Annotated in this window: 22 protein-coding genes; 9 read left to right on the forward strand and 13 right to left on the reverse strand. The window is 65.9% G+C overall.

Annotated elements, in window-relative coordinates; all coding sequences use genetic code 11:
* Nucleotides 1-17 precede the first annotated feature (17 nt).
* The 4 genes from AC13C7_RS16515 to AC13C7_RS16530 all read right to left on the reverse strand — a co-directional run bounded on the left by AC13C7_RS16515 (nucleotide 18) and on the right by AC13C7_RS16530 (nucleotide 3,594).
* On the reverse strand, nucleotides 18-881 hold the full coding sequence (locus tag AC13C7_RS16515; RefSeq protein WP_482868118.1) for a D-amino-acid transaminase: 864 nt from the start codon (nucleotides 879-881) through the stop codon (nucleotides 18-20).
* A gap of 295 nt (nucleotides 882-1,176) precedes the next feature.
* Entirely contained in the window at nucleotides 1,177-2,139 is a 963-nt protein-coding gene (gene dgcA / locus AC13C7_RS16520; protein WP_482868119.1) for an N-acetyl-D-Glu racemase DgcA, read from the reverse strand.
* Nucleotides 2,136-3,137 (reverse strand): N-acetyltransferase DgcN, encoded by a 1,002-nt coding sequence (dgcN, locus tag AC13C7_RS16525; RefSeq protein WP_482868120.1) that lies wholly within the window; start codon nucleotides 3,135-3,137, stop codon nucleotides 2,136-2,138. Before dgcN ends, dgcA begins: the two co-directional genes overlap by 4 nt.
* A gap of 97 nt (nucleotides 3,138-3,234) precedes the next feature.
* On the reverse strand, nucleotides 3,235-3,594 hold the full coding sequence (locus tag AC13C7_RS16530; protein WP_172318503.1) for a hypothetical protein: 360 nt from the start codon (nucleotides 3,592-3,594) through the stop codon (nucleotides 3,235-3,237).
* A gap of 224 nt (nucleotides 3,595-3,818) precedes the next feature.
* On the opposite strand from AC13C7_RS16530, the gene AC13C7_RS16535 reads away from it, so the two are divergent.
* From AC13C7_RS16535 to AC13C7_RS16555, 5 genes are all read left to right on the forward strand, one after another.
* Nucleotides 3,819-4,379, forward strand: coding sequence for a CGNR zinc finger domain-containing protein (locus AC13C7_RS16535; RefSeq protein WP_482868121.1), 561 nt, complete (start codon nucleotides 3,819-3,821; stop codon nucleotides 4,377-4,379).
* 96 nt (nucleotides 4,380-4,475) lie between these two features.
* Nucleotides 4,476-5,465 (forward strand): glutathione S-transferase family protein, encoded by a 990-nt coding sequence (locus tag AC13C7_RS16540; RefSeq protein ID WP_482868122.1) that lies wholly within the window; start codon nucleotides 4,476-4,478, stop codon nucleotides 5,463-5,465.
* Between the two features lie 37 nt (nucleotides 5,466-5,502).
* The gene (locus tag AC13C7_RS16545) at nucleotides 5,503-6,438 is read left to right on the forward strand and encodes a threonine-phosphate decarboxylase (protein ID WP_482868123.1); all 936 of its coding nucleotides are present in this window, start codon (nucleotides 5,503-5,505) and stop codon (nucleotides 6,436-6,438) included.
* Nucleotides 6,435-7,340, forward strand: a complete 906-nt coding sequence (gene cbiB, locus AC13C7_RS16550) for an adenosylcobinamide-phosphate synthase CbiB (protein WP_482868124.1) — start codon at nucleotides 6,435-6,437, stop codon at nucleotides 7,338-7,340. The genes AC13C7_RS16545 and cbiB overlap by 4 nt, the downstream gene beginning before the upstream one ends.
* Nucleotides 7,341-7,386: 46 nt before the next feature.
* The gene (locus tag AC13C7_RS16555) at nucleotides 7,387-8,559 is read left to right on the forward strand and encodes a lytic murein transglycosylase (RefSeq protein ID WP_172318495.1); all 1,173 of its coding nucleotides are present in this window, start codon (nucleotides 7,387-7,389) and stop codon (nucleotides 8,557-8,559) included.
* Here the strand turns inward: AC13C7_RS16555 and AC13C7_RS16560 are convergent.
* The 9 genes from AC13C7_RS16560 to rsfS all read right to left on the reverse strand — a co-directional run bounded on the left by AC13C7_RS16560 (nucleotide 8,556) and on the right by rsfS (nucleotide 16,591).
* The gene (locus AC13C7_RS16560; RefSeq protein ID WP_172318493.1) at nucleotides 8,556-9,026 is read right to left on the reverse strand and encodes a hypothetical protein; all 471 of its coding nucleotides are present in this window, start codon (nucleotides 9,024-9,026) and stop codon (nucleotides 8,556-8,558) included. The two genes, AC13C7_RS16555 and AC13C7_RS16560, sit on opposite strands and share 4 nt — an antisense overlap.
* A 56-nt stretch (nucleotides 9,027-9,082) precedes the next feature.
* Nucleotides 9,083-9,547, reverse strand: a complete 465-nt coding sequence (locus tag AC13C7_RS16565; protein ID WP_172318491.1) for an RNA pyrophosphohydrolase — start codon at nucleotides 9,545-9,547, stop codon at nucleotides 9,083-9,085.
* A 1-nt stretch (nucleotide 9,548) separates the two neighbouring features.
* Nucleotides 9,549-10,868 carry a S41 family peptidase gene (locus AC13C7_RS16570; protein WP_482868125.1) on the reverse strand — a complete coding sequence of 440 codons (1,320 nt, stop codon included), beginning with the start codon at nucleotides 10,866-10,868 and terminating at the stop codon, nucleotides 9,549-9,551.
* A 13-nt stretch (nucleotides 10,869-10,881) separates the two neighbouring features.
* Entirely contained in the window at nucleotides 10,882-12,021 is a 1,140-nt protein-coding gene (locus AC13C7_RS16575; protein ID WP_172318487.1) for a murein hydrolase activator EnvC family protein, read from the reverse strand.
* Complete coding sequence (gene gpmI / locus AC13C7_RS16580) at nucleotides 12,018-13,535, reverse strand: 2,3-bisphosphoglycerate-independent phosphoglycerate mutase (protein ID WP_482868126.1); 1,518 nt, start codon at nucleotides 13,533-13,535, stop codon at nucleotides 12,018-12,020. Before gpmI ends, AC13C7_RS16575 begins: the two co-directional genes overlap by 4 nt.
* A 207-nt stretch (nucleotides 13,536-13,742) precedes the next feature.
* Nucleotides 13,743-14,744, reverse strand: coding sequence for a P63C domain-containing protein (locus AC13C7_RS16585; RefSeq protein WP_482868127.1), 1,002 nt, complete (start codon nucleotides 14,742-14,744; stop codon nucleotides 13,743-13,745).
* Entirely contained in the window at nucleotides 14,737-15,666 is a 930-nt protein-coding gene (locus tag AC13C7_RS16590; protein ID WP_482868128.1) for an IS1595 family transposase, read from the reverse strand. Before AC13C7_RS16590 ends, AC13C7_RS16585 begins: the two co-directional genes overlap by 8 nt.
* Before the next feature lie 95 nt (nucleotides 15,667-15,761).
* Complete coding sequence (gene rlmH / locus AC13C7_RS16595) at nucleotides 15,762-16,232, reverse strand: 23S rRNA (pseudouridine(1915)-N(3))-methyltransferase RlmH (protein WP_482868129.1); 471 nt, start codon at nucleotides 16,230-16,232, stop codon at nucleotides 15,762-15,764.
* 8 nt (nucleotides 16,233-16,240) lie between these two features.
* Nucleotides 16,241-16,591, reverse strand: coding sequence for a ribosome silencing factor (rsfS, locus tag AC13C7_RS16600; RefSeq protein ID WP_474888348.1), 351 nt, complete (start codon nucleotides 16,589-16,591; stop codon nucleotides 16,241-16,243).
* A gap of 232 nt (nucleotides 16,592-16,823) precedes the next feature.
* Between rsfS and AC13C7_RS16605 the strand changes: the two genes are divergently transcribed.
* The 4 genes from AC13C7_RS16605 (at nucleotide 16,824) to AC13C7_RS16620 (ending at nucleotide 21,550) form a co-directional block, all read left to right on the forward strand.
* A complete protein-coding gene (locus tag AC13C7_RS16605; RefSeq protein WP_172318479.1) occupies nucleotides 16,824-17,111 on the forward strand; it encodes a hypothetical protein in 288 nt (95 codons plus the stop codon).
* Between the two features lie 119 nt (nucleotides 17,112-17,230).
* Nucleotides 17,231-20,686 (forward strand): chromosome segregation protein SMC, encoded by a 3,456-nt coding sequence (smc, locus tag AC13C7_RS16610; RefSeq protein ID WP_482868130.1) that lies wholly within the window; start codon nucleotides 17,231-17,233, stop codon nucleotides 20,684-20,686.
* Nucleotides 20,687-20,741: 55 nt separating this feature from the next.
* Complete coding sequence (locus AC13C7_RS16615; RefSeq protein WP_446119330.1) at nucleotides 20,742-21,116, forward strand: hypothetical protein; 375 nt, start codon at nucleotides 20,742-20,744, stop codon at nucleotides 21,114-21,116.
* Between the two features lie 68 nt (nucleotides 21,117-21,184).
* Nucleotides 21,185-21,550 (forward strand): cupin domain-containing protein, encoded by a 366-nt coding sequence (locus AC13C7_RS16620; protein WP_482868131.1) that lies wholly within the window; start codon nucleotides 21,185-21,187, stop codon nucleotides 21,548-21,550.
* Nucleotides 21,551-21,557 lie beyond the last annotated feature (7 nt).

Consider the following 21,557-nt stretch of genomic DNA (forward strand, 5'->3'; position numbering starts at 1 on the left):
ACGCGGCAAGGTGGCGCTCAGACCGCCGCCTTGCGCATTTCCTCAAGGTAAATCTCGCGGATGCGCGTGGCCATTTTCCCGACATTCCCGTCACTTACGGGTTTGCCGTCGATCTCGACCACGGGCATGACGAAGGCCGAGGCGGAGGTGATGAACGCCTCCCGCGCGGCTTGCGCCTCTTCAATGGTGAAGGGCCGTTCCTCGACCCTGATCTGCGCCTCGCGGGCAAAGCGCAACACGGCGGCGCGGGTGATGCCGTGCAGGATGTCGTTGGAGAGCTGCCGGGTCACGATGGTGCCGTCCTGTGTCACGATATAGGCGTTGTTCGAGGTTCCTTCCGTGACGAACCCGTCCTCGACCATCCAGGCATCGTCACAGCCCGCCGCCTTGGCCATCATCTTGCCCATCGAGGGGTAGAGAAGCTGCACCGTCTTGATATCGCGCCGGGCCCAACGTTGATCTTCGATCGAGATGATCTTGATGCCGGTCCTTGCCGCGGGATTGTCCGCCAGCCCCGGTTTGTCTTGCGTAAACAAGACGATAGTGGGGGGGGTATCCTCGGCCGGAAAGACGAAATCGCGGTCGCCATCCGAGCCGCGCGTGACCTGAAGGTAGATCAAGCCGTCGGTGATGTCATTCCTGCGCACCAGTTCCCGGTGGATTTCCAGAAGCGCCTCCCTGGTGGTCGGATTGGCCATCTGAAGTTCACCCAGGGACCGCTGCAACCGCGCCGCATGGCCGTTGAAATCAATCAGTTTTCCGTCCAGAACCGAGGTCACTTCATAGACGCCATCGGCAAAGAGAAAGCCGCGGTCGAAGATCGAGACCCTGGCCTCGGTCTCGGGCAGATACTCTCCGTTCACGTAGACGGTGCGGGGCATGGCGCGGGCTCCTTTTCGCTTCGGCTCGGCCTGTCATCGGACAGGGCGCGGACGGGGTCAAGCGTTTACGTTTTTGACAGGTTTGTCCGGTATTCCTGACAACAATGTCAGAAATCAAGCCGCCGGTCGGCCCCGATCCGCGAGATCTGACTCCGAGTGGCAGGCGCACCCGCGCGGGCCTGCTGGATGCCGCACGTTTGCTGGTGCAGTTGGGACGGTGACGGGACCGGATGTGCGGTGGTGCGGCCCGTCGACGGGCCGCTTGTGCGCTCGGTCGACCGAGCGCCCGCGCCACTCAGCCCCACAGTTCCGAGCTTGCCGGATGCACACCGCCCGCGTCGAACGTCAGCGGATGGTCCCGATCCTCGGCCAGCAGAAGCGGCCCGTCCAGATCCGTCACCTCGGCCCCTTGCGCCACCAGGACCGCCGGGGCCATCGCGAGGCTTGATCCGACCATGCAGCCGACCATGACCTGATAGCCCGCTGCCCGCGCGGCGTCGCGGAGCGCCAGCGCCTCGGTCAGCCCGCCGGTCTTGTCGAGCTTGATGTTCACCATGTCATATTTGCCCTTGAGGTCGGGCAGGCTGGCGCGGTCGTGGCAGGATTCGTCGGCGCAAACGGGCAGCGGACGCTCGATCTCGGCCAGCATGGCATCGTCCCCGGCGGGAAGGGGTTGTTCGACCATCTGCACCCCGAGGCGCAGGAGGTGCGGCGCGAGGTCGGAATAGACATCCGCCGTCCAGCCCTCGTTCGCATCGACGATTATGCGCGCGTCGGGGGCACCATCGCGCACGGCCTCAAGCCGGGGCATGTCGTCGGGCGTCCCGAGCTTGATCTTCAGAAGGGGCCGGTACGCGTGTTTCGCCGCCGCCGCGCGCATGTTTTCGGGGCTGTCCAGCGACAGTGTAAAGGCGGTGATCTGCGGGCGCGGTTTCGCAAGGCCCGCCAGTTGCCAGACCGGCGCCCCCGTCAGCTTGCCCGCCAGATCCCACAAAGCGCAATCCACCGCGTTGCGGGCCGCGCCTGCGGGCAGGGCGTCTTGCAGATCCTGACGGTGGATGCCCTGCGCCAGCCCCTCGATCTGGGCGGTGACGCTGTCCAGGGTCTCGCCATAGCGCGCGTAAGGAACACATTCGGCCCATCCCATCACGCCATCCTGGAAGGCGCGCACGGTCAGCACCTGCGCCTCGGTCCGCGATCCGCGCGCGATGGTGAAGACCTCGGCCAGCCGGAACGTGTCGCGGGTGACCGAGATCATAGCACCTCCAGCGCGTCGGCCAGACGTTCGGCGCCTTGCCGGAACGGATCGACGGTGGGCAGGCCCATGCGCCCCTCGATCTCGGCGAGGCAGGCCAGCGCCTCCTCCTCATCCATCGCGGCGGTGTTGACCGAGATGCCGACCACCTGGCAGGCCGGGTTGGCGATGCGCGCCAGCGGCAGGGCGGTGTCGCGCAGGGTTTCCAGCGAGGGCAGGGCGTAATCGGGCAGGCCGCGCATATGGGGGCGGGTCGGCTCATGGCTGAGGATCAGCGCATCGGGCTGACCGCCATGGATCAGGGCCATGGTCACGCCGGAATAGGAAACGTGGAACAGGCTGCCCTGCCCTTCGATATGGTCCCAGTGATCGGAGTCGTTGTCAGGCGTCAGCCATTCGACGGCCCCGGCCATGAAATCGGCGACGACGGCATCCAGCGGCACGCCGTTGCCGGTGATCAGGATACCCGTCTGGCCGGTGGCGCGGAAGGTCGATTTCAGGCCGCGTTCCTTCATCACCTTGTCCACGGCGAGGCTGGTATACATCTTGCCGACCGAACAATCGGTGCCCACGGCGAGGCAGCGCTTGCCGGTGCGTTTGACGCCACCCGCGATGGGGTACTCCACCTCCGGCACCCGCACGTCATGCAACGCGCGCCCGCAGGCCTCGGCCACGGCGACAAGGTCGGGTTCGTTGCGCAACAGGTTGTGCAAACCGCTGGCGAGGTCGAACCCCTCCTCCAGCGCCTGCACCAGCACCTTCTTCCACGCCTGCGAGATCTTGCCGCCCCGGTTGGCGACGCCGATCACCAGGGTTTTCGCACCGGCGGCCTTCGCCTGGGTGAGGTCCATGTCGTCAAGCCCGACGCTGGCCTTGCAGCCCTCCATCCGGAACTGGCCGACCGCGTTGTCGGGGCGCCAGTCGCGGATGCCTTGCGCCACCTTGGCGGCCAGTTGGTCGGGCGCATCGCCCAGGAACAGCAGATAGGGGGTCTGGATCATGGCGGCACCTCGCAAGACATGACAACGCGCGCCCCGGTCGTGGGACGCGCTTTTGGCGCTGATAGACCCTAGCCGCACCGGAATGCAAAGGCCAATTTCAGTGTTTCGAGCTGTCCAGAAGTGCGATGGGCGCCTCGGTTTCCTGGTAGAAATCCAGCGCCGCGCGGTCGGCGGCGGCGGTGTTGCGCTTGAATTCATAGCGCATCACGTCGCCATGCAGCTCGGACGCGACGATCAGGGCCTGGTAGAGGTGGCGCGGCCCTTCGTAGATATCGACCAGCCCGCGCAGTTGCGGCGCGTGTTCGGCATCCAGCGCAAAGCCGTCATTGGCAAAGGTCAGGATCGGGTAGACATCGTCGCCGATATGCACGGACCGGCGGCTGCGCTTGCGCTCGGCCTTGCGGCGGGCGGCGTGCAGGCCGTCGAGGACCTCCTTGGGCAGGTATTCTTCGGACATCGGGGGCATCCTTGGCAGTCATTAAGAGGAAAGATGGGGCGGTGGCGGATTCGGTCAACTCGGGCCGCCCCGCCGCAATGCAGCACGCGGCATATGGGCCACAGGTCATGACATCGGCGAAGCGCCGCCTGTCAGGGGTTTTTTTGTCGCGTCACCCTCGTGATTCTGATCCCGGTTGGTTACAGATATGTGAAGAGCAAGAAGACCACCAAGGGCAGCTTTCCATGACAAGAGCAGCGTCGCGCGCTGAACCGGGTGCCGGGCATCCGTTTCTCGAATTTCTGAACACGGTCGGCGATGACGGCAAATCGCGTGGCGAGGACAGTTTTGCCGATGCGCAGGAATTGCGGGAGGTGCTGGTCGCGTCGGGCATCGACATGCCGGCCGATATCTCGGCACGACAACTGGATGCGATGCTGCGCTTGCGCGAATCGGCCTATGCCGTGTTTTCCGCGCTTGCCGCAGGGCGCGATCCGGGGCGCGAGGAGCATCTGTTCCTGGACGCGGAACTGCGCCGCGTGATCGGCGAGGCAGAGCTGCGCATCACCCGCGAGGGGTTGATTACCGCGCCCGGGCCCGAGGCCACGCCGCTGGACCGGCTGGTGCTGTCGATGGACGACCTGATGCGCTCGGACCAGTTCACACGGCTGCGCGAATGCCGCCGCTGCACGCATCTTTTCCTGGACCAGGGGCGCGGTGTCGGGCGGCGCTGGTGTTCGATGGCGCGCTGCGGCAACCGCGCCAAGGCCGAGAAATTCCGCGCCCGCCACCGCGACGCGGCCTGACCTGCGCGAATGTGCACGGCATCCCTGCGATGAAAGGCGTTTGAACGCGCCCGCGCAGCGCCTATCTGTTTGGCAACAGATAAGGGAGCGTATGAGATGGGATTACTGGTAGACGGCACCTGGCAGGATCAATGGTATGATACGGATGCGACCGACGGCGCGTTCAAGCGGCAGGAGTCCCAGTTCCGAAACTGGGTGACCGCCGATGGCAGCGCGGGGCCTTCCGGCGAAGGCGGGTTCAAGGCCGAGAGCGGGCGCTATCACCTCTATGTCAGCCATGCCTGCCCCTGGGCGAACCGCACCATGATCTTCCGCGCCCTCAAGGGGCTCAAGGATCATATCGGCGTCTCGGTCGTTCACCCGGATATGTTGGGCGAGGGCTGGACCTTTGACGAGGATTTCCCCGGTGCGACGGGCGATGACCTCTTTGGTGCGCGCTACCTGCGCGAGGTCTACCTGAAGGCCGACCCGGATGTGACGACGAGGGTGACGGTGCCGGTGCTGTGGGACAAGGCGCGCGGCACCATCGTGTCGAACGAGAGCGCCGAGATCATCCGCATGTTCAACTCGGCCTTCAACGACATCACCGGCGACACCCAGGATTTCCACCCCGAGGCCCTGCGCCCCCGGATCGGACGGGTCAACGCCCGCGTCTATGACGACATCAACAATGGCGTCTACAAGGCGGGCTTCGCCACCACGCAGGCGGCCTATGACACGGCGGTCCATGCGCTTTTCGACGCGCTGGACTGGGTCGAAAGCATCCTGTCGGAATACCGCTACCTGACCGGCGCGCGGATCACCGAGGCGGATTGGCGGCTGTTCACCACGTTGGCCCGGTTCGACGCGGTCTATCACCTGCATTTCAAGTGCAACCGGCGGCGGCTGATCGACTATCCAAGCCTCTGGGGCTATGCGCGGGAGCTCTATCAATGGCCCGGTGTCGCGGACACGATCCATTTCGACCATATCGTGCGGCACTATCATTACAGCCATGACAGCATCAATCCGCACCGGATCATCCCGATCAACCCGCTGATCGACTGGACCGCGCCGCATGACCGAGAGGCATTGCAGGCGGCCTGAAAATGGGCTTTCCCTGTCGGCGGGTGACAGGGGGCCGATGACAATGACACGCGATCATGGCGGCGGGATCGATGCGGCAGTGGCGGCCTATGGCGGCGTCCGGGCCAACTGGCTGGACCTGTCGACGGGGATCAACCCGGTGGCCTATCCGGTCCCTGGCCTGCCTGAGGATGCCTGGACCGCGCTGCCCGATGCGGCCGCGTTCAATGGATTGAACGCGGCCGCAAGGGACTTCTGGCGCGTGCCTGCCGGGGCGGAGGTGCTTGCCGCCCCCGGTGCCTCGGCCCTGATCGCGCGGATTCCGTCACTGATGGCACCGGGCAAGGTCGAGATCACCGCACCCACCTATAACGAGCATCTCGCCGCCTTTCGCGCGGCGGGCTGGAGCGAGGGCACCGGCGGCGCGCGGGTCATCGTGCATCCCAACAACCCCGATGGGCGGGTCTGGGATGAGGGCGATCTTGGCGACAATCCCCTGACGGTGATCGACGAGAGTTTCTGCGACGTGATGCCGGGGGCGAGCCTCGTGCATCTGGCGGCGCGGCCCGGTGTGGTCGTGCTGAAGAGCTTCGGCAAGTTCTGGGGGCTGGCGGGGCTGCGGCTTGGCTTTGCGATTGCGGCGCCCGAGACGATTGCGCGGCTTTCCGAGATGATCGGGCCATGGGCGGTGTCGGGGCCTGCCTTGGCCACGGGCGCCGCGGCTTTGCGCGATACCGCGTGGGCCGAGGCGACGCGGGCGCGGCTGGCGGGGGATGCGCTGCGGCTCGACGGGCTGATGACGCGGGCCGGGGCACGGGTGATCGGGGGCACCGATCTGTTCCGGCTTTATGATGTCGAGAGCGCGGTCGCCTGGCAGGTGCGCCTCGCCCGCGCCCATATCTGGAGCCGCATTTTCCCTTATTCAGAGACGTATCTGCGGCTTGGGCTGCCCGGCCCCGGCGATTGGACCCGCCTGGAAAGCGCGCTGACATGAGCGCCGCGCTGCTGATCGCGGCACTGCTGCTCGATGGGGTGATGGGCGAGCCGAAATGGCTCTGGTCGCGTGTGCCACATCCGGCGGTTCTGATGGGGCGGCTGATTGGCTGGTGTGACACCAGGTTCAATGACGGGACGCGGGCGCGGGGTGCGCTGGTGCTGGCCGCGCTGGTGCTGGCTGCGGGACTGGCGGGCTGGCTGATCGCGGCGCTGCCGCTTGGCTGGCTCTGGTCGATGCTGCTGGCGGCGATCCTCCTGGCGCAGCGCTCGCTGGTAACGCATGTGCGGGCCGTGGCCGACGGCTTGCGTTATGGCGTGAACCCTGGACGGCGGGCGGTGACGATGATCGTGGGGCGCGATACCTCGGCGCTGGACGAATCGGGCGTGGCGCGGGCGGCAATCGAGAGCGCGGCGGAAAACTTCGGCGATGGCGTGGTCGCGCCCGCCTTCTGGTTTCTCGTCGCGGGCCTGCCGGGGATCCTGATCTACAAGCTCGTCAACACCGCCGACAGCATGATCGGCTATCGCACGCCCCGGCATGAGGCCTTCGGTTGGGCGGCGGCAAGGCTGGACGATGTGCTGAACTACATCCCCGCGCGGCTGACGGCGGGGCTGATCGCGCTGGCCTTCTGGTCGGCGCGCGCGGTCGACGTGACGCTTCAGGATGCGCGGCTGCATCGCTCGCCCAATGCCGGATGGCCCGAGGCGGCCATGGCCGGGGTGCTGGACGTGGCGCTGTCCGGTCCGCGCAGCTACCACGGCGAGATGCGGGAGTTTCCGTTCGTGAACGCGGGCGGTGAGCGCGAGATCGGGGTCGCCGAGATCGAGGCGGCCATTGCCGTGTTGTGGCGGGTCTGGTGGGTGATCCTGGGCCTCACGGGGGTGGTTGTGCTGTTCTGACCGCCTGCTACTCTGATCCGCGATTCACACCCTGAGGATTTGACCCATGCGATTGATCTCTGCCGCGCTTTTCAGCCTTGCCCTGACCACCACAGCCAACGCACAGCAATGCGGCGGCAGTTTCTCCGGCTTTGTCGACGGATTGCGGCAGGAGGCGGCGCAACGGGGCCATTCGGCGCAGGCCATCGACGCCTTCTTCAGCGGCGTGCAGCAGGATCAGGCGACGTTGCAGGCCGACCGGCGGCAGGGCATCTTCGCCACGCCCTTCGTGGAGTTCTCGCGCCGCCTGATCAGCCAGAACCGCATGGATAATGGCCGCCGCAATGCGGAACGCTATCGCAACGTCTTTGACCGGATGGAGCGGGAATATGGCGTCAGCCGCGGCGTACTGCTGGCCTTCTGGGCGTTCGAGACCGATTTCGGGGCCTTCCAGGGCGATTACAACACGGTCAATTCGCTGGTCACGCTGGCGCATGATTGCCGCAGGCCCGAGCTGTTCCGCCCGCAGGTCTTTGCGGCCCTTCGCCTCTATGAGAACGGAAACCTGGACCCGCGCCGCACCACGGGCGCATGGGCCGGCGAGATTGGCATGGTGCAGATGCTGCCCGAGGATATCCTGGAACGCGGCGTCGATGGCGATGGCGACGGGCAGGTGGATCTTCAGAACTCGGCGCCCGATGCGCTGCTGTCCGGCGCCAACCTGCTGAGCGAGTTGGGCTGGCAGCCGAACCAGCCCTGGCTGGTCGAGGTGGATATGCCCGCCAATTTCAATTGGTCCGAAACCGGGTTGGAGACGGCGCGCCGGGTGTCAGAGTGGCAGAGCATGGGGGTGCGGGGGCGCAACGGGGCCTTGCCCGCGACGAACCTGCGCGCCTCGATCCTGTTGCCACAGGGGCGCAACGGCCCCGCCTTCATGGCCTATCCGAATTACTCGGTCCTGTTCGAATGGAACCAGAGCTTCGTGTACGTCACCACAGCCGCCTATTTCGCCACGCGGCTGGAGGGCGCGCCGGTCTATAACGCAGGCAATCCCGATCCGGGGCTGGATGGCAACCAGATGCGCGCCTTGCAGACGCGGCTGACGCAGCTTGGCCATGACGTCGGCGGGATCGACGGTATCCTGGGGGCACGCACACGGGCCGCTGTCAGGGCCGAACAGGAGCGGTTGGGGATGCCCGCCGATGCCTGGCCAACGCCGGAACTGCTGCGAAGGCTCTAACAGCCCGACCGCATGCAGGTGGTGATCTGGTCCAGATCGGCCTGATCGGGATAGGTGACGGCCCAGAACGGGCAGGCGCCGATTTGCAGGCTGTAGTCGCGGTTGTCATCGACCTGCATGAAGGCCAGCACGGTCTCGCCGTCGCCCGGCGGGGTGCCACACCAGCTGGCGACACAAGTGACATTGACCTGAACGGGAAACTCGATCGGGGTGCGAAAGCCGACGCGCGAGGCCATGTCGCCCGCGAAATAGGCGGTATAGCTGTAGGGATCGGATCCGGCCGCGTTCTGTTCCGTGACCTGGTCGGGGCCGGTGCGGAAGAAACTGCCCAGGGCGATGACATACCGCTCCTCGGCCTCGGCCGCCGCACGGTAGGTGCTGACCGCGTTCCAGGGCGCGCAGGATAGGGCGAGGGCCTGGGTCGGCAGCGTCAGGCACAGAAGGGCGGATGTGAGGGAACGGATCATGCGGGGCGGGGCCTCCTTGACGGATGGGCGCAGAATAGCAGACCCGGCGCTGCCCGTCAGCCGAGTCCGAATTCCTCCAGCACCCGCGTGTAGATCGGGCGTTTGAACGCGACGATGGCCTCCAGCAGATCGGCGGGCTCCATCCAGCGCCAGTCCGAGAACTCCACGTCCTTGTAGGCGAGGTCGATGACATCGTCCTCGGCCTCAAGGCGCACCAGGAACCATTTCTGCTTTTGCCCGTGATACTTGCCGCCCCACCGCTTGCCCGCGACCTCCGCCGGGAAGTCATAGGGCAGCCAGTCCGTGGTCTCGGCCAGCACCGTCACCTGATCCGGCCCTATCCCGGTTTCCTCGTGCAATTCACGCAGGGCGGCGTTTCGCGCGTCTTCGCCCTCGTCCACCCCGCCTTGCGGCATCTGCCAGGCGGGAATGTCCATATCGGCGCGCTGACCGGCGAAAAGCTTGCCGGCGCGGTTCATCAGAACCACGCCGACACAGGGACGGTAGAGCTTTTCAACCACCTCAGCGCGGGCGCAGCGCGTTCAGCCCGTGCAGGATGTCGATGGCATAGGCCAACTGGTAGTCCTCGGCGCGCAGCTCAAGCGCGGCCTGCGCCTCGGCCTGTTCCTGTTCCAGTTGCTCCCGCTCGTCATCGGTCAGGGTCGAGTTGGAGAGCGCCCCGCGCAAGGTGGCCTCGGTGCGCTGCGGGCGCCCATTGGTCTCGATCTCGCCGATATCGCGCTGTTCGACCAGGATGTCGGGCGACACGCCAAGCGCCTGGATCGACCGGCCCGAGGGCGTGTAGTAGAGCGAGGTCGTCAGGCGCATCGCCCCGTCGCCCTGCACCGGCATCACCGACTGGACCGAGCCCTTGCCGAAGCTGTTGGTGCCGACGACCACGGCGCGGCTGTGATCCTGCAGCGCGCCGGCCACGATCTCGGAGGCCGAGGCCGAGCCGCCATTGATCAGCACCACCAGCGGCAGCCCGTCGATCAGGTCGCCCGGCGTGGCGTTGTAGCGTTCGCCATCGGCGGGGTCGCGGCCACGGGTCGAGACGATCTCGCCCTGTTCCATGAACGCATCGGCGACACGGATCGCCTGGGTCAGCAGCCCGCCGGGGTTGTTGCGCAGGTCGAGGACGACGCCTTCGAGATTCTCGATCCCGCCGACTTCCTCGATCATCTGCTCCAGCCCGTCGCGCAGGTTGGTATAGGTCTGCTCCGAGAAGGTGGCGACGCGCAGGACGGCGGTGTTGCCCTCCAGCCGGTGACGCACGGCAGTCATGCGGATCACGTCGCGCACGATGGTGATGTCGAAGGGCTCATCTTCGCCCTCGCGCACCACGGTGATCACGATCTCGGAACCGATTTCGCCGCGCATCAGTTCGACCGCCTCGCTGAGCGTCAGGCCAAGCAGGCTGGTGCCGTCGACATGGGTGATGAAATCGCCCGCCTCTACGCCCGCCTCGTCGGCGGGGGTGCCGTCCATCGGCGTGATGACCTTGACGAACCCCTCCTCCTGCGTGACCTCGATGCCGAGGCCGCCGAATTCGCCGCGGGTCTGTTCCTGCATCGAATCGTAGTCCTGCGGCGGCAGGTAGGAGGAATGCGGATCGAGCGAGGTCAGCATCCCGTTGATCGCGGCCTCGATCAATTCCGCCTCGTCGACATCCTCGACATAATAGGTGCGGATGCGTTCGAACACATCGCCGAACAGGTCGAGCTGTTCGTAGACGGTAGTGTTGCGCGCGTTTTCCTGCGCGATCAGCGGTCCGGCCACCTGGGTGGTCAGGAGTATCCCGGCAGCGGTGCCGCCAAGGGCCGCGAAAAGAAATCGTTTCATAGCGTCGTTATCCTCACTGATCTGTGGATGCGAACCACGGCGTCGGGTCCACCGGCTCTGCGGCCTCTCTTAGTTCCATATAAAGCGTTTCTGACAGGTCTTCACCAGACGATAGCGCCTCCGGGGTGATCAATTCTTCGCGGTCAGGGGCGGTGCCGCCCATCAAGCCCACCGGCGCGCCCGCCGTCAACAGGTCGCCCGCGCGCACGTAAAGCTGCCCCATGCCTGCCAGAATCAGCATGTAGTCGCCCTCCGGCTCCAGGATGGCGACGTTGCCGTAATTCAACAGCGGCCCGGCATAGCGCACGGTCATGGCCCAGGGCGCGGTGACGATGGCGCGCGGTTCGGTCGCGAGAATCAGGCCGGGCCGGGTGATCCCCGCCGCGTCCGCCGTGTTGAAGCCACGCAGGACGCGGCCCCGCACGGGCATCGGCAGGCTGCCCTCGGCAGCGCTGAAGGCGGGCATGTCGGGCATCGCTCCGCCGACCAGGTCGACACTGCGCAGGGCGATGGCGAAGCTGTCCAGCGTCTCGGCATCGCCAAGCAGGTCTTGCAGCGCCTGCGCGTCTTGCGTGAAGCGCGGCGGCAGGGTGCGGCGTTCGGCCATGGACTGGCTGAGGGCAACGCGCGCCTCCTGCACGCCGGTCAGGCCACGGGCCAGTTGCGCTTCGGCCTCGCCTTGCAGGGCGCGCAGGACGGCCAGCTCCTGCAACTGGTCGCGCAGGGCGGTGGCCTCGGCGGCAACGGCGGGGGTGACATCGGACAGGATCATGCCCGAGCGCGCGGTGCCCACGGGGCCGGAGGGGTGGATCATCAGAAGCGGCGCGGGGGCGGATTGCATGGATTGCAACACGCCCAGGAGGCGCCCGAGGCGGTCCTGTTCGGCCTCGAAGACGATCTCGATCGACTGCTCGCGGATCGCGGCGCGGCGCATGCCTTCGCGGAGCGCGGCCAGCCCTTCCTCATAGGCGCGGATGGTTTCGGTCAGCGCCTCGACCCGGTCGCGCGCCTCCTCGGCCTCGGCCATGCCGAGGGCCGCGCGTTCCAGCATCGCCGACGCGCGCTGTGCGGTCAGTGCGGGGTCGTCCTGCGCGACCACCGCGAGGGGCCACGCGACAAGGGCGAGGACCGCAGGGAGGAGCCGCCACGTCATGCGATCAGGCTTTCGCCCGTCATTTCCGCCGGTTTGTCCAGCCCCATCAACTGCAACAGCGTCGGGGCCAGGTCGGCCAACCGCCCGTCCCGCATCGTCGCGCCATCCGGCCCGCCGAAAAGGATCACCGGCACCGGGTTCAGCGTATGCGCCGTGTGCGGGCCGCCGGTCTCGGGGTCGATCATCATGTCGCAATTGCCGTGATCGGCGGTGACGATCATCGCGCCGCCCACCTTCTCCAGCGCCGCCATCGCCTGGCCAAGACCCTCATCCACCGCTTCGCAGGCGCGCGCGGCGGCCTCGATCACGCCGGTATGGCCGACCATGTCGGGGTTGGCATAATTGACCACGATCAGGTCATAACGCGCTTCGATGGCCTCTTTGAGCTTTGCGGTCACCTCCGGCGCGGACATCTCGGGTTGCAGGTCATAGGTCGCGACCTTGGGCGATTTCGGCATGTAGCGATCCTCGCCCTCGACGGGCGCTTCCTTGCCGCCGTTGAGGAAGAAGGTGACATGCGGGTATTTCTCGGTCTCGGCCAGGTGGAACTGCGTCAGCCCCTTGGCCGCGACCCATTCGGCCAGCGTGTTGACGATCTCCTGCTTGGGGAAGACCACGTCCAGGAAGGTGTCATGCCGGTCCGAGTAGCCGACCATGCCGCAGGTCGCGGCCCAATCGGGACGGGCGGAGGTGTCGAACTCGTCAAACTCGGGGTCCGCGAGGGCCGAGAGGATCTCGCGCGCGCGGTCGGCGCGAAAATTGACGAAGAGCAGCCCGTCGCCGTCTTTCGGTGCGGTGTAGGCGGCAAGGCGGGTGGGGCTGACGAACTCATCCCCCTCCTCGCGCGCATAGGCGGCCTTGAGCGCCTCCTCGGCGGTGCTCGCTTCTTCGCCTTTTCCAGTCAGGATCAGATCGGCGGCTTTCTGCACCCGGTCCCATCGGTTGTCGCGGTCCATGGCGAAATAGCGCCCCACCACGGACCCGATCCGCGCGCCTTCGGGCAATTGCGCCTCGAAGGCCGGCAGGGTGGCGAGGGCCGAGCGCGGGCCGACGTCACGCCCGTCGGTGATGGCGTGGATCAGGACGGGGATACCCTGCCCCACCAGCACGCGGGCGGTTTCCAGCAGATGCGCCTCATGGCTGTGAACGCCGCCCGCCGAGACCAGCCCGGTCAGATGCGCCACGCCGCCCGCGGCCTTCATCTTGGAGGCAAAAGTCGCCAGCGCGGGGCGGGTGGCAAAACTGCCCTCCTCGATCGCCAGGTCGATCTGGCCCAGGTCCATCGCCACGACGCGGCCCGCGCCGATATTGGTATGGCCGACCTCGGAATTGCCCATCTGGCCGCGCGGCAACCCGGCATCGGGGCCGAAGGTGACCAGCGTAGCATTGGGGCAGGTCGTCATCAGCCGGTCGAAATTGGGCGTATCGGCGAGATAGGGCGCGTTGCCGGGGCCGGGCTCGGCCAGGCCCCACCCATCGAGAATGCACAGGACGACAGGCTTGGGAACGGTCATGGAAGCGGCCTTGTTCAAGTTGCTCCCGCGGTTTTAGGGGCGGGGCCGATACGACGCAAGGTGAGCGGTCGGATTGACGGCGGAAAGCTGCATCGACGCGAGCCGGAGGAGCGATTTCGAAATCGCTCATGAGAGCCTTCGAAGGGGGCCTATATACTTAACTAGCCGCACGGGAGGATCGGCTGGCAACTATACCAGCCGATTTGGTTATCCAGTGATGCGCAGCTTATCCAAGAAAGTGAGTTGTAGTTGCTCGTCATAGTGAGGGTATGCGCGGCTCAAGTGTCCTTGGAACGTCTCCCAATCCGGCGAAATTCTCATCAAGGCTTTAACGCCCTCCAAGAACTCTCGGAGTTTTGGGTGGCCTACATGCTCCGTTAACATCTGGTGATAGCGAACTTTCGGCCTACCCTTGGTGTCGCGCGGCACTGTCCGCTGGATTTCGGCCAACACCCCAGGAGCGAGGCGTTCATAAAAGTCGTTCGTCCACCTGCCTACAACGCCGGGTCGTTTTTTGATTGAACTCTCGGTAAATTCCCATCCGTTCAATCGGAAAATGTTCATGTAGAGTTCATCGTCGAACGTAAGCGCCCAAGGAAGAGCCTCGGGGGCCACGTATTCCCGAAGAACTTCTTCCAACACTTTACGGCGTTGCAGGCTGCGGAACCCCGTTGCCTCGTCGACCATGTCATTGATCGCACGATCCGTTAGTCCTCTAAGGAGTTTGGTGCAGGCCTTCGCGATATGCTCTTGGCTAGGCAATAGCTTTTCGGAAAGAAGAGCATCTTGATAGACCCAGCACACTGAAGGCAAAAGCGTTGCACGATAGCCAAACGCTCGTTGCCCCCTCATGGTCTCGTAAACTATCGGTTCTGTCGACCGAACTAAGTTGCTGTCAATAAAGGGAATAAGGTTCTTCGCCCGGAGGAATGGGGGCATCCCGTCGACCGTCGATCCTTCGCCCCCCTTTGCCTTTCCAGCCCGACCAATCGAGGTAAGAAAACCCTCTTGTGTGAGAACGCGAGTATTGTGAACGTCATCCAAGACGGCGCAGGGCAAGCTCTTATCGCCGATCTCAAGGAACCCGTCAGCGATAGCTTTAGGGATTGGACCATCTGTAGACGGTGATTTATGCGCCTCTACGACTGTCTCGACGAGACTATCAAAGTCAGTCTCAATCGGTTCGATCTTGTCAGGTTTTCTAGCCATTTATCAGCCCCTTGTATGTCAGCCGCTTGTCGGCCATTCGCTCGATTGTCATTCCGATGAAGTCCAGCGTTCCGATCTGTGCCGTGTTGTGGCGGAATTGGTATTCCTTCACGTAGCGATGCAGATGCTTCACGCTCATGTAGTGGTAGATGCCAACGTAGCCGCGCTTGAGAAGCGACCAGAAGCTCTCAATACCGTTGGTGTGCGCCATGTCCTTGACGAACTCACCTGCCGAGTGGTTGATGCGAACGTGGCGATAGCCCATCGTTTCAAGGCCAAGGTAGGCGGGGAACTGGTCAGTCACAACCGTGCTTCCCGGCATGACATTGTTGACGACAAACCCATGAACCGTTGCGCGCTTCGTGCTCTTCACGGGGTGTGCGACGACACGGCCCTCCTGATCGCGCATCCCCATCACCGCGACCTTACCCGACATGCCGCGCTTGCCGTCCTTTTGGTTCGCGTGGCGGTTAGCAGCCTTGCCACCAACATAGGTTTCATCAACTTGGACCTGCCCGTCCATGTCGTCATTGCGATCTTTCAGCCAAGTCTCGCGGATTCGCTGCGCCAGAAACCATGCGGTTTTCTGGGTCACGCCCAACTCGCGGGCCATCTGGGTGCTAGGAATACCCTTGCGCGCGCTGGTGAGCATGAAAATCGCCAGCAACCACTTTTGCAGGGGAAGGCGGCTTTCAGCCAGAACCGTGCCGGTGCGGACGCTGAAATGCTTCCGGCAATCCTTGCAGCGGTAAGGCATGGGCTTGTGGTCTTTGCACTCGGCAACATTGACCGAACCGCAGTGTCCGCAAACCGGCTCATTGCTCCAACGCTTCGCTTCGAAGAACTTACGCGCTGCTTCCTCGTCGGGGAACTTGGCGAAGAACTCGAAGGTAGAGAGAGTGTCGGGCTTCGGCTGCGTCATGGGTCAGGCTCCTTATGAAGCCTGTGTAACCTAACTAGCCAACCGGCGCAAGGTCTTATTGGCTAGTTAAGTATATAGTCCCCCTTCGAAGGCTCTCACGCCCGGTGATAGGGGCTGCCCGCCAGAATGGACGCCGCGCGGTAGAGCTGCTCGGCCAGCATCACGCGCGCCAGCATATGCGGCCAGACCATCGCCCCAAGGGAGAGCGTGAGGTCGGCCTGGTCAACCAGGCCGGGGTCGAGCCCGTCCGCGCCGCCGATTACGAACGCGATGTCGCCACGCCCCTGGTCGCGCTTGTCGGCCAGAAGCCCCGCGAAGTCGGGTGAAGTCATGGCCGTCCCGCGTTCATCCAGCGCACAGATCAGCGCGCCGTCGGGCACGGCCTTGCGCAACAGCGCCGCCTCTGCCCCCTTGCCGCCGCCCTTCTTGTCCTCGACCTCCACCACGCGGGCCGGGCCCAGGCCAAGCGCCCGCCCGGTGCGGTCGAACCGTGTCAGGTAGTCCGAGACAAGATCATTCTCGGGGCCGCCGCGCAGGCGACCCACAACGCAAAGATGCACCCGCATGAAAAGTGTCAGGCCTGCCCGGCGGGCAACCACATCTTTTCAAGCTGATAGAACTCGCGTACCTCGGGGCGGAAGATATGGACGATCACGTCGCCCGCATCGATCAGCACCCAATCGCCGGTATCGCGCCCCTCGACACGCGCGGAGAGACCGAAGACCTGCTTGAGCCGGTCGGTCAGCTTTTCCGCCATCGCCGTGACCTGACGCGATGACCGGCCCGACGCGATGACCATGTGATCGGCCATCTGGGTCTTGCCGCGCAGGTCGATCTGCACGACCTCTTCCGCCTTGTCCTGGGTGAGGGAGTCTATCACCTGCTCCAGCAGCGTGTCGCTGGTCAGGTCTCGGGTTTGGCGCAGCACTTGCGCGCCGGATGCAGCCGGGGAAGCGGCCGCTTGAACTGGTCCAGTCAGGACGTCGTCCTCCTACATTGCGCGCCTGTCACAATCCCCGGCGCCGGGATGGGGCCAATATAGCCGTGCGAAAGGCCCGCTTCAACACCGGGCCATGCGCGTGGCCCCCGCCCCAGTGGCGCGATTGCATCGGTCGCATTAACCCCGCCTTAACCCTGCCCGCGTCAGCGTAAGGGCCATGAAACGTCTCCTGCTCCTCCCCCTCCTTCTGGCCGCCTGCGATTCGCCCGCCCCCGCGATGATGGGCGCAGAGGCAACGCAGGTCTCGATCGACAACACCTCCTTCACCGTCCGCGTGCGCGGCAACAGGGCCGAGGCGATCCGCCTGAACACCATGGCGTTTCCCACCATCGGTGAGGTCTATCCGAACGCCCTGGCCGCGATGGAACAGGCCAGCGGCTGCACGGTGATCGAGGATACATTGCGCGGCGACCAGGCGGTGATGCGGGCCGATCTGGCCTGTTAGCCCCTATATATTGTGGATAACCCGGCGATTTACCGCCATATGCGGGGCAAAGCCGTTGACAGCCTGCGCCGCCCTGCCAGAAAGTGGCCCCAACGACCCCAAGAACAACAGGGCAGCGCGTGCGGTTTTCACGTCTCAGGCTGAATGGCTTCAAGAGCTTTGTCGATCCGACCGATCTGATCATCGCCGATGGTCTGACCGGCGTGGTCGGGCCCAATGGCTGTGGCAAGTCCAACCTGCTGGAGGCGCTGCGTTGGGTGATGGGCGAAAACCGCCCCACCGCGATGCGCGGCGCAGGCATGGAGGACGTGATCTTTGCCGGCGCGTCGTCCCGCCCTGCGCGCAATTTCGCCGAGGTCGCGCTGACCATCGACAACACCGAACGTCTCGCCCCGGCCAGTTTCAACGAATCGGACACGCTGGACGTGATCCGGCGGATTACCCGCGACGCGGGCTCGGCCTTCAAGACCAACGGGCGCGACGTGCGGGCCCGCGATGTGCAGATGTTGTTCGCCGATGCCTCCACCGGCGCGCATTCGCCCGCGCTGGTGCGGCAGGGGCAGATCTCGGAGCTGATCAACTCCAAGCCCAAAGCGCGGCGGCGGATCCTTGAGGAAGCCGCCGGGATTTCCGGCCTCTACCAGCGGCGCCACGAGGCCGAGTTGAAGCTGAAGGGGGCCGAGACCAACCTGGCCCGCGTCGATGACGTTCTGGACCAACTGGCCGGTCAACTGGCGCAGCTGGCAAGGCAGGCGCGTCAGGCGGCGCGCTATCGTGAAATCGGGGGAGAGTTGCGGCAGGCGGAGGGGCTGCTCCTTTATCGCCGCTGGAAGGAGGCTGACGAGGCGCGGGCCCAGGCCGAGGCCGCGCTGCGCGAGGCGTTGACCGCCGCCGTCAGGGCCGAAGGATCCGCCACCGCGGCGACACGGGCGCGCGAAGACGCCGAAACCGCCGTGCCGCCCCTGCGCGAGGAGGAAGCGATTGCCGCGGCGCTGTTGCAGCGTGTCACGGTCGAACGCGACAGCGTCAGCGCCGAGGAGGTCCGCGCGCGCAAGGCTATCGAGACGCTGACGGCCCGCATCGCCCAACTGACCCGTGACCTGACGCGCGAGACCAGCCTCAACACCGATGCCGGTGGCACTATCGAGACGCTGGAGGCCGAGGCCGAGGCCTCACGCGCCGCGGGCGAGGGCCATGGCGCGGCGCTGACCGAGGCCGAGGAGGCGGTGCGCGCCGCCACGATCTCGATGACCGATGAAGAGGCGGTGCATTCACGCCTGACCGAGGATGCCGCGCGGCTTGCCGCGCGCCACCAGTCCGCGCAGCGCGCCGTCGATGAAACCAGCCGCGCGGCGGAGCGTCACGCGGGCGAGGCGCAGAAGGCGCTGGCCGAGGCCGAGGCGGCGGAAACCCGGCTGGCCACGCTGGCGCAGGATCACGCGGCGGCGGAAACCGCGCTCTCTGAGGCCACCGACCTGGCCGCCCGTGCCGAGGACACCCTGACCGAGACCGAATCCGCCCGCGCCGCCGCGCAGGCCCGAGAGGGCGAGGCGCGCACCGCGCGGGCCGAGGCGGAGGGCGAGTTCAACACGCTCGATGCCGAGGTGCGGGCGCTGTCGAAGCTCTTGGAACGCGAGGCCGGTCAGGGCAATCAACTGCTCGACCGGGTGCGCGTCGCGCCGGGATACGAGGCCGCCGTCGGTGCCGCGTTGGCCGACGATCTGAAAGCCCCCGAAACGGATGAGGCCGGTGCGACGGGCTGGACCACGCTGAAGCAATACGAGATGCCGCAAGCCCTGCCCGCCGGGGTGCCGTCGTTGTCGGATTATGTCGATGCGCCGCCCGCGCTGGCGCGGCGGTTGCGGCAGGTGGGCGTGATCCAGAATGGCGACGGGCCGGGGTTGCAGGCGCAGCTTCTGCCGGGTCAGCGGCTGGTGAACCGGGCGGGCGATCTCTACCGGTGGGATGGCTATGCGCTGGCTGCCGCCGATGGCTCCTCGACCGCTGCGCGGCGGTTGCAGCAGGCCAACCAGCTGAATGAACTGGCGGCAGAGCTTGAACGCGCGGAACTGGCCGCCGACCGCGCCCGCGCCACCCATTCGGCCAATGCCGCGCGTCTGGCCGAGTTGACGGAGGCCGACAAGCAGGCGCGCGCCGCCCGCCGCGCCGCCGATCAGCAGATGGCCGAGGCCAGCCGCGCGTTTTCCCGAGCCGAGGCCGACCGCAATATCCTGGCCGGACGGCTGGAAACCCTGCGCGCCGCCGCCGCGCGCCATGGCGACGAGGCCGAAGCCGCCCGCGAAACGCTGGAGGAGGCCCGTCGCGCGCAGGCCGAGTTGGACAGCCTCGACGATGCTCGGGCACGGGTCGAGGCGTCAAAGGCAACCGTCGAGACGGCGCGCAGCGCGCTGCTGTCGGCGCGCGCCGCGCATGAGGAGGTCAAGCGCGCAGGCGAGGCCCGCGACAAGCGCCAGGCCCAGATCGCGCAGGAATTGGCAACCTGGCGCAAGCGGCTGGACACGGCCACGACCCGGATAGAGGAGTTGGAAACGCGCCGCGCCGAGTCCGAGGAGGAGCTGGCCCGCGCCCAGGCCGCGCCCGAGGAAATCGCCGCCCGCAAGGACAAGCTGCAAGCCGCCATCGACGAGGCCGAGACCCGCCGAAAGGCCGCCGGTGACGCGCTTGCGGCGGGCGAAACCGCCCTGCGCGGGGCCGTGGCCGTGGAGCGGGAGGCCGAAAAGGAGGCCTCGCTGGCCCGCGAATACCGCGCGCGTGCCGAGGCCAGGCGCGACGGGGCGCAAGAGGTGCTGCAAGCCGCCGCGACCCGCATCGAGGAGGAGCTGGAGACGACGCCCCAGGCGCTCTTGGACACCCTGGATGCCGATCCCGCCAGGATGCCCTCCGCCGAGGCGATCGAGGCCGATGTCACCCGCCTGCGCCGCCAGCGCGACGCGCTTGGGGCGGTGAACCTGCGCGCCGAGGAGGACGCCCGCGAGGTCAGCGAGGAACATGACACTCTGAAGACCGAGAAGGAGGACCTGGAGGAGGCCATCCGCAAGCTGCGCGGCGGCATTGCCAGCCTGAACCGCGAGGGGCGGGAGCGCCTGCTTGCCGCCTTCGACGAGGTGAACCGCAATTTCGGGATGCTCTTCGCCCATCTCTTCGGCGGCGGCGAGGCCAAGCTGGTTCTGGTCGAAAGCGACGATCCGCTGGAGGCGGGGCTGGAGATCATGTGCCAGCCGCCGGGCAAGAAGCTCTCGACGCTGTCGCTTCTGTCGGGCGGCGAACAGACCCTGACCGCGCTGGCGCTGATCTTCGCCGTCTTCCTGGCCAACCCCGCGCCGATCTGCGTGCTGGACGAGGTCGACGCGCCGCTGGACGACGCCAACGTGACCCGGTTCTGCGACCTTCTGGACGAGATGACCCGCCAGACCGACACGCGGTTCCTGATCATCACGCATCACGCGGTCACGATGAGCCGGATGGACCGGTTGTTCGGGGTCACGATGGCCGAGCAGGGGGTTTCTCAACTGGTCTCGGTGGACCTGAAGAAGGCCGAGCAGATGGTGGCCTGACGGGACTCGCGCGATCGTGTCCCGCGGGCCGGACAATCCGCGCTAGGGTCGGTTCATGCGCCTTGCCCTTGTCCTCTTCCTCCTCCTCGCCAGCCCTGCAGTCGCGCAGGAATGGTTCATGCGCGCGGGCGATGTGCTGTTCTCGGAGGTGGAGCTTTCGGACCGGCTGCGGGGCAACACGATCACTTTCCATGACGGCGGCGAGGCACGGTTCTTCGAGGATGAGAGCTACAGCTACACCTATGCCAATGGCGGCGGCACGGCCCAGGGGCAATACAAGGTGAATGATGACAGCACGGTCTGCATCGACTTTGCCAACGGGTTCTCGCGCTGCGATCTCTACGTGCTGAACGGTGAGCGGCTGGTGATGGCGACCGAGGATGGCGTGCGGTTCCCGATCCGGGACGTGACGCCGGGGGTGTCCGATTAGCGAAGATTTCCTTGGCCATACCCCCGCCCCATGCAACCATGCGCGACCGGACAGCGGGAGGGCGCGCCATGAAGATCAATCATCTCTATGCGGATGCAAACGGCGAAAGCCACTGGCGCGATGAAGAGGTCAAGTTACAAGAACGCAGCTTTGCCCCGCCCGCCCGCGACATCCATATCTCGGCGCTTCTGCCCGCTACCGGGCTGGTGTTCCTGCGGCTGAACGCGGGGTGGGATGAGCCGATCCACCCGACTCCGCGGTCACAGACGCTGCTCTGCCTCGCCGGTGCGGTGCGCGTCACCGCCAGCGACGGCGAAGCGCGTGAGATCGGCCCCGGCAGTATCTGGCGCATGGACGACACAACCGGCAATGGCCACCACACCGCCGTGATCAGCGCCGAGGATTTCGAGGCGGCGGTGGTGCAGTTGGGGTGATAGCATC

The sequence above is a fragment of the Alterinioella sp. B-7 genome, assembly GCF_056857775.1.

What these genes read in the sequence shown, in the direction of transcription:
- AC13C7_RS16535 (WP_482868121.1), top strand. Translation starts at nt 3,819, where the DNA reads ATGACAAGAGCAGCGTCGCGCGCTGAACCGGGTGCCGGGCATCCGTTT.
- AC13C7_RS16590 (WP_482868128.1), bottom strand. Translation starts at nt 15,666, where the DNA reads ATGACGCAGCCGAAGCCCGACACTCTCTCTACCTTCGAGTTCTTCGCC.
- AC13C7_RS16615 (WP_446119330.1), top strand. Translation starts at nt 20,742, where the DNA reads ATGCGCCTTGCCCTTGTCCTCTTCCTCCTCCTCGCCAGCCCTGCAGTC.
- AC13C7_RS16515 (WP_482868118.1), bottom strand. Translation starts at nt 881, where the DNA reads ATGCCCCGCACCGTCTACGTGAACGGAGAGTATCTGCCCGAGACCGAG.
- AC13C7_RS16540 (WP_482868122.1), top strand. Translation starts at nt 4,476, where the DNA reads ATGGGATTACTGGTAGACGGCACCTGGCAGGATCAATGGTATGATACG.
- dgcN (WP_482868120.1), bottom strand. Translation starts at nt 3,137, where the DNA reads ATGATCCAGACCCCCTATCTGCTGTTCCTGGGCGATGCGCCCGACCAA.
- AC13C7_RS16560 (WP_172318493.1), bottom strand. Translation starts at nt 9,026, where the DNA reads ATGATCCGTTCCCTCACATCCGCCCTTCTGTGCCTGACGCTGCCGACC.
- AC13C7_RS16530 (WP_172318503.1), bottom strand. Translation starts at nt 3,594, where the DNA reads ATGTCCGAAGAATACCTGCCCAAGGAGGTCCTCGACGGCCTGCACGCC.
- AC13C7_RS16620 (WP_482868131.1), top strand. Translation starts at nt 21,185, where the DNA reads ATGAAGATCAATCATCTCTATGCGGATGCAAACGGCGAAAGCCACTGG.
- rlmH (WP_482868129.1), bottom strand. Translation starts at nt 16,232, where the DNA reads ATGCGGGTGCATCTTTGCGTTGTGGGTCGCCTGCGCGGCGGCCCCGAG.
- AC13C7_RS16575 (WP_172318487.1), bottom strand. Translation starts at nt 12,021, where the DNA reads ATGACGTGGCGGCTCCTCCCTGCGGTCCTCGCCCTTGTCGCGTGGCCC.
- AC13C7_RS16605 (WP_172318479.1), top strand. Translation starts at nt 16,824, where the DNA reads ATGAAACGTCTCCTGCTCCTCCCCCTCCTTCTGGCCGCCTGCGATTCG.
- dgcA (WP_482868119.1), bottom strand. Translation starts at nt 2,139, where the DNA reads ATGATCTCGGTCACCCGCGACACGTTCCGGCTGGCCGAGGTCTTCACC.
- AC13C7_RS16545 (WP_482868123.1), top strand. Translation starts at nt 5,503, where the DNA reads ATGACAATGACACGCGATCATGGCGGCGGGATCGATGCGGCAGTGGCG.
- AC13C7_RS16570 (WP_482868125.1), bottom strand. Translation starts at nt 10,868, where the DNA reads ATGAAACGATTTCTTTTCGCGGCCCTTGGCGGCACCGCTGCCGGGATA.
- AC13C7_RS16585 (WP_482868127.1), bottom strand. Translation starts at nt 14,744, where the DNA reads ATGGCTAGAAAACCTGACAAGATCGAACCGATTGAGACTGACTTTGAT.
- cbiB (WP_482868124.1), top strand. Translation starts at nt 6,435, where the DNA reads ATGAGCGCCGCGCTGCTGATCGCGGCACTGCTGCTCGATGGGGTGATG.
- gpmI (WP_482868126.1), bottom strand. Translation starts at nt 13,535, where the DNA reads ATGACCGTTCCCAAGCCTGTCGTCCTGTGCATTCTCGATGGGTGGGGC.
- AC13C7_RS16555 (WP_172318495.1), top strand. Translation starts at nt 7,387, where the DNA reads ATGCGATTGATCTCTGCCGCGCTTTTCAGCCTTGCCCTGACCACCACA.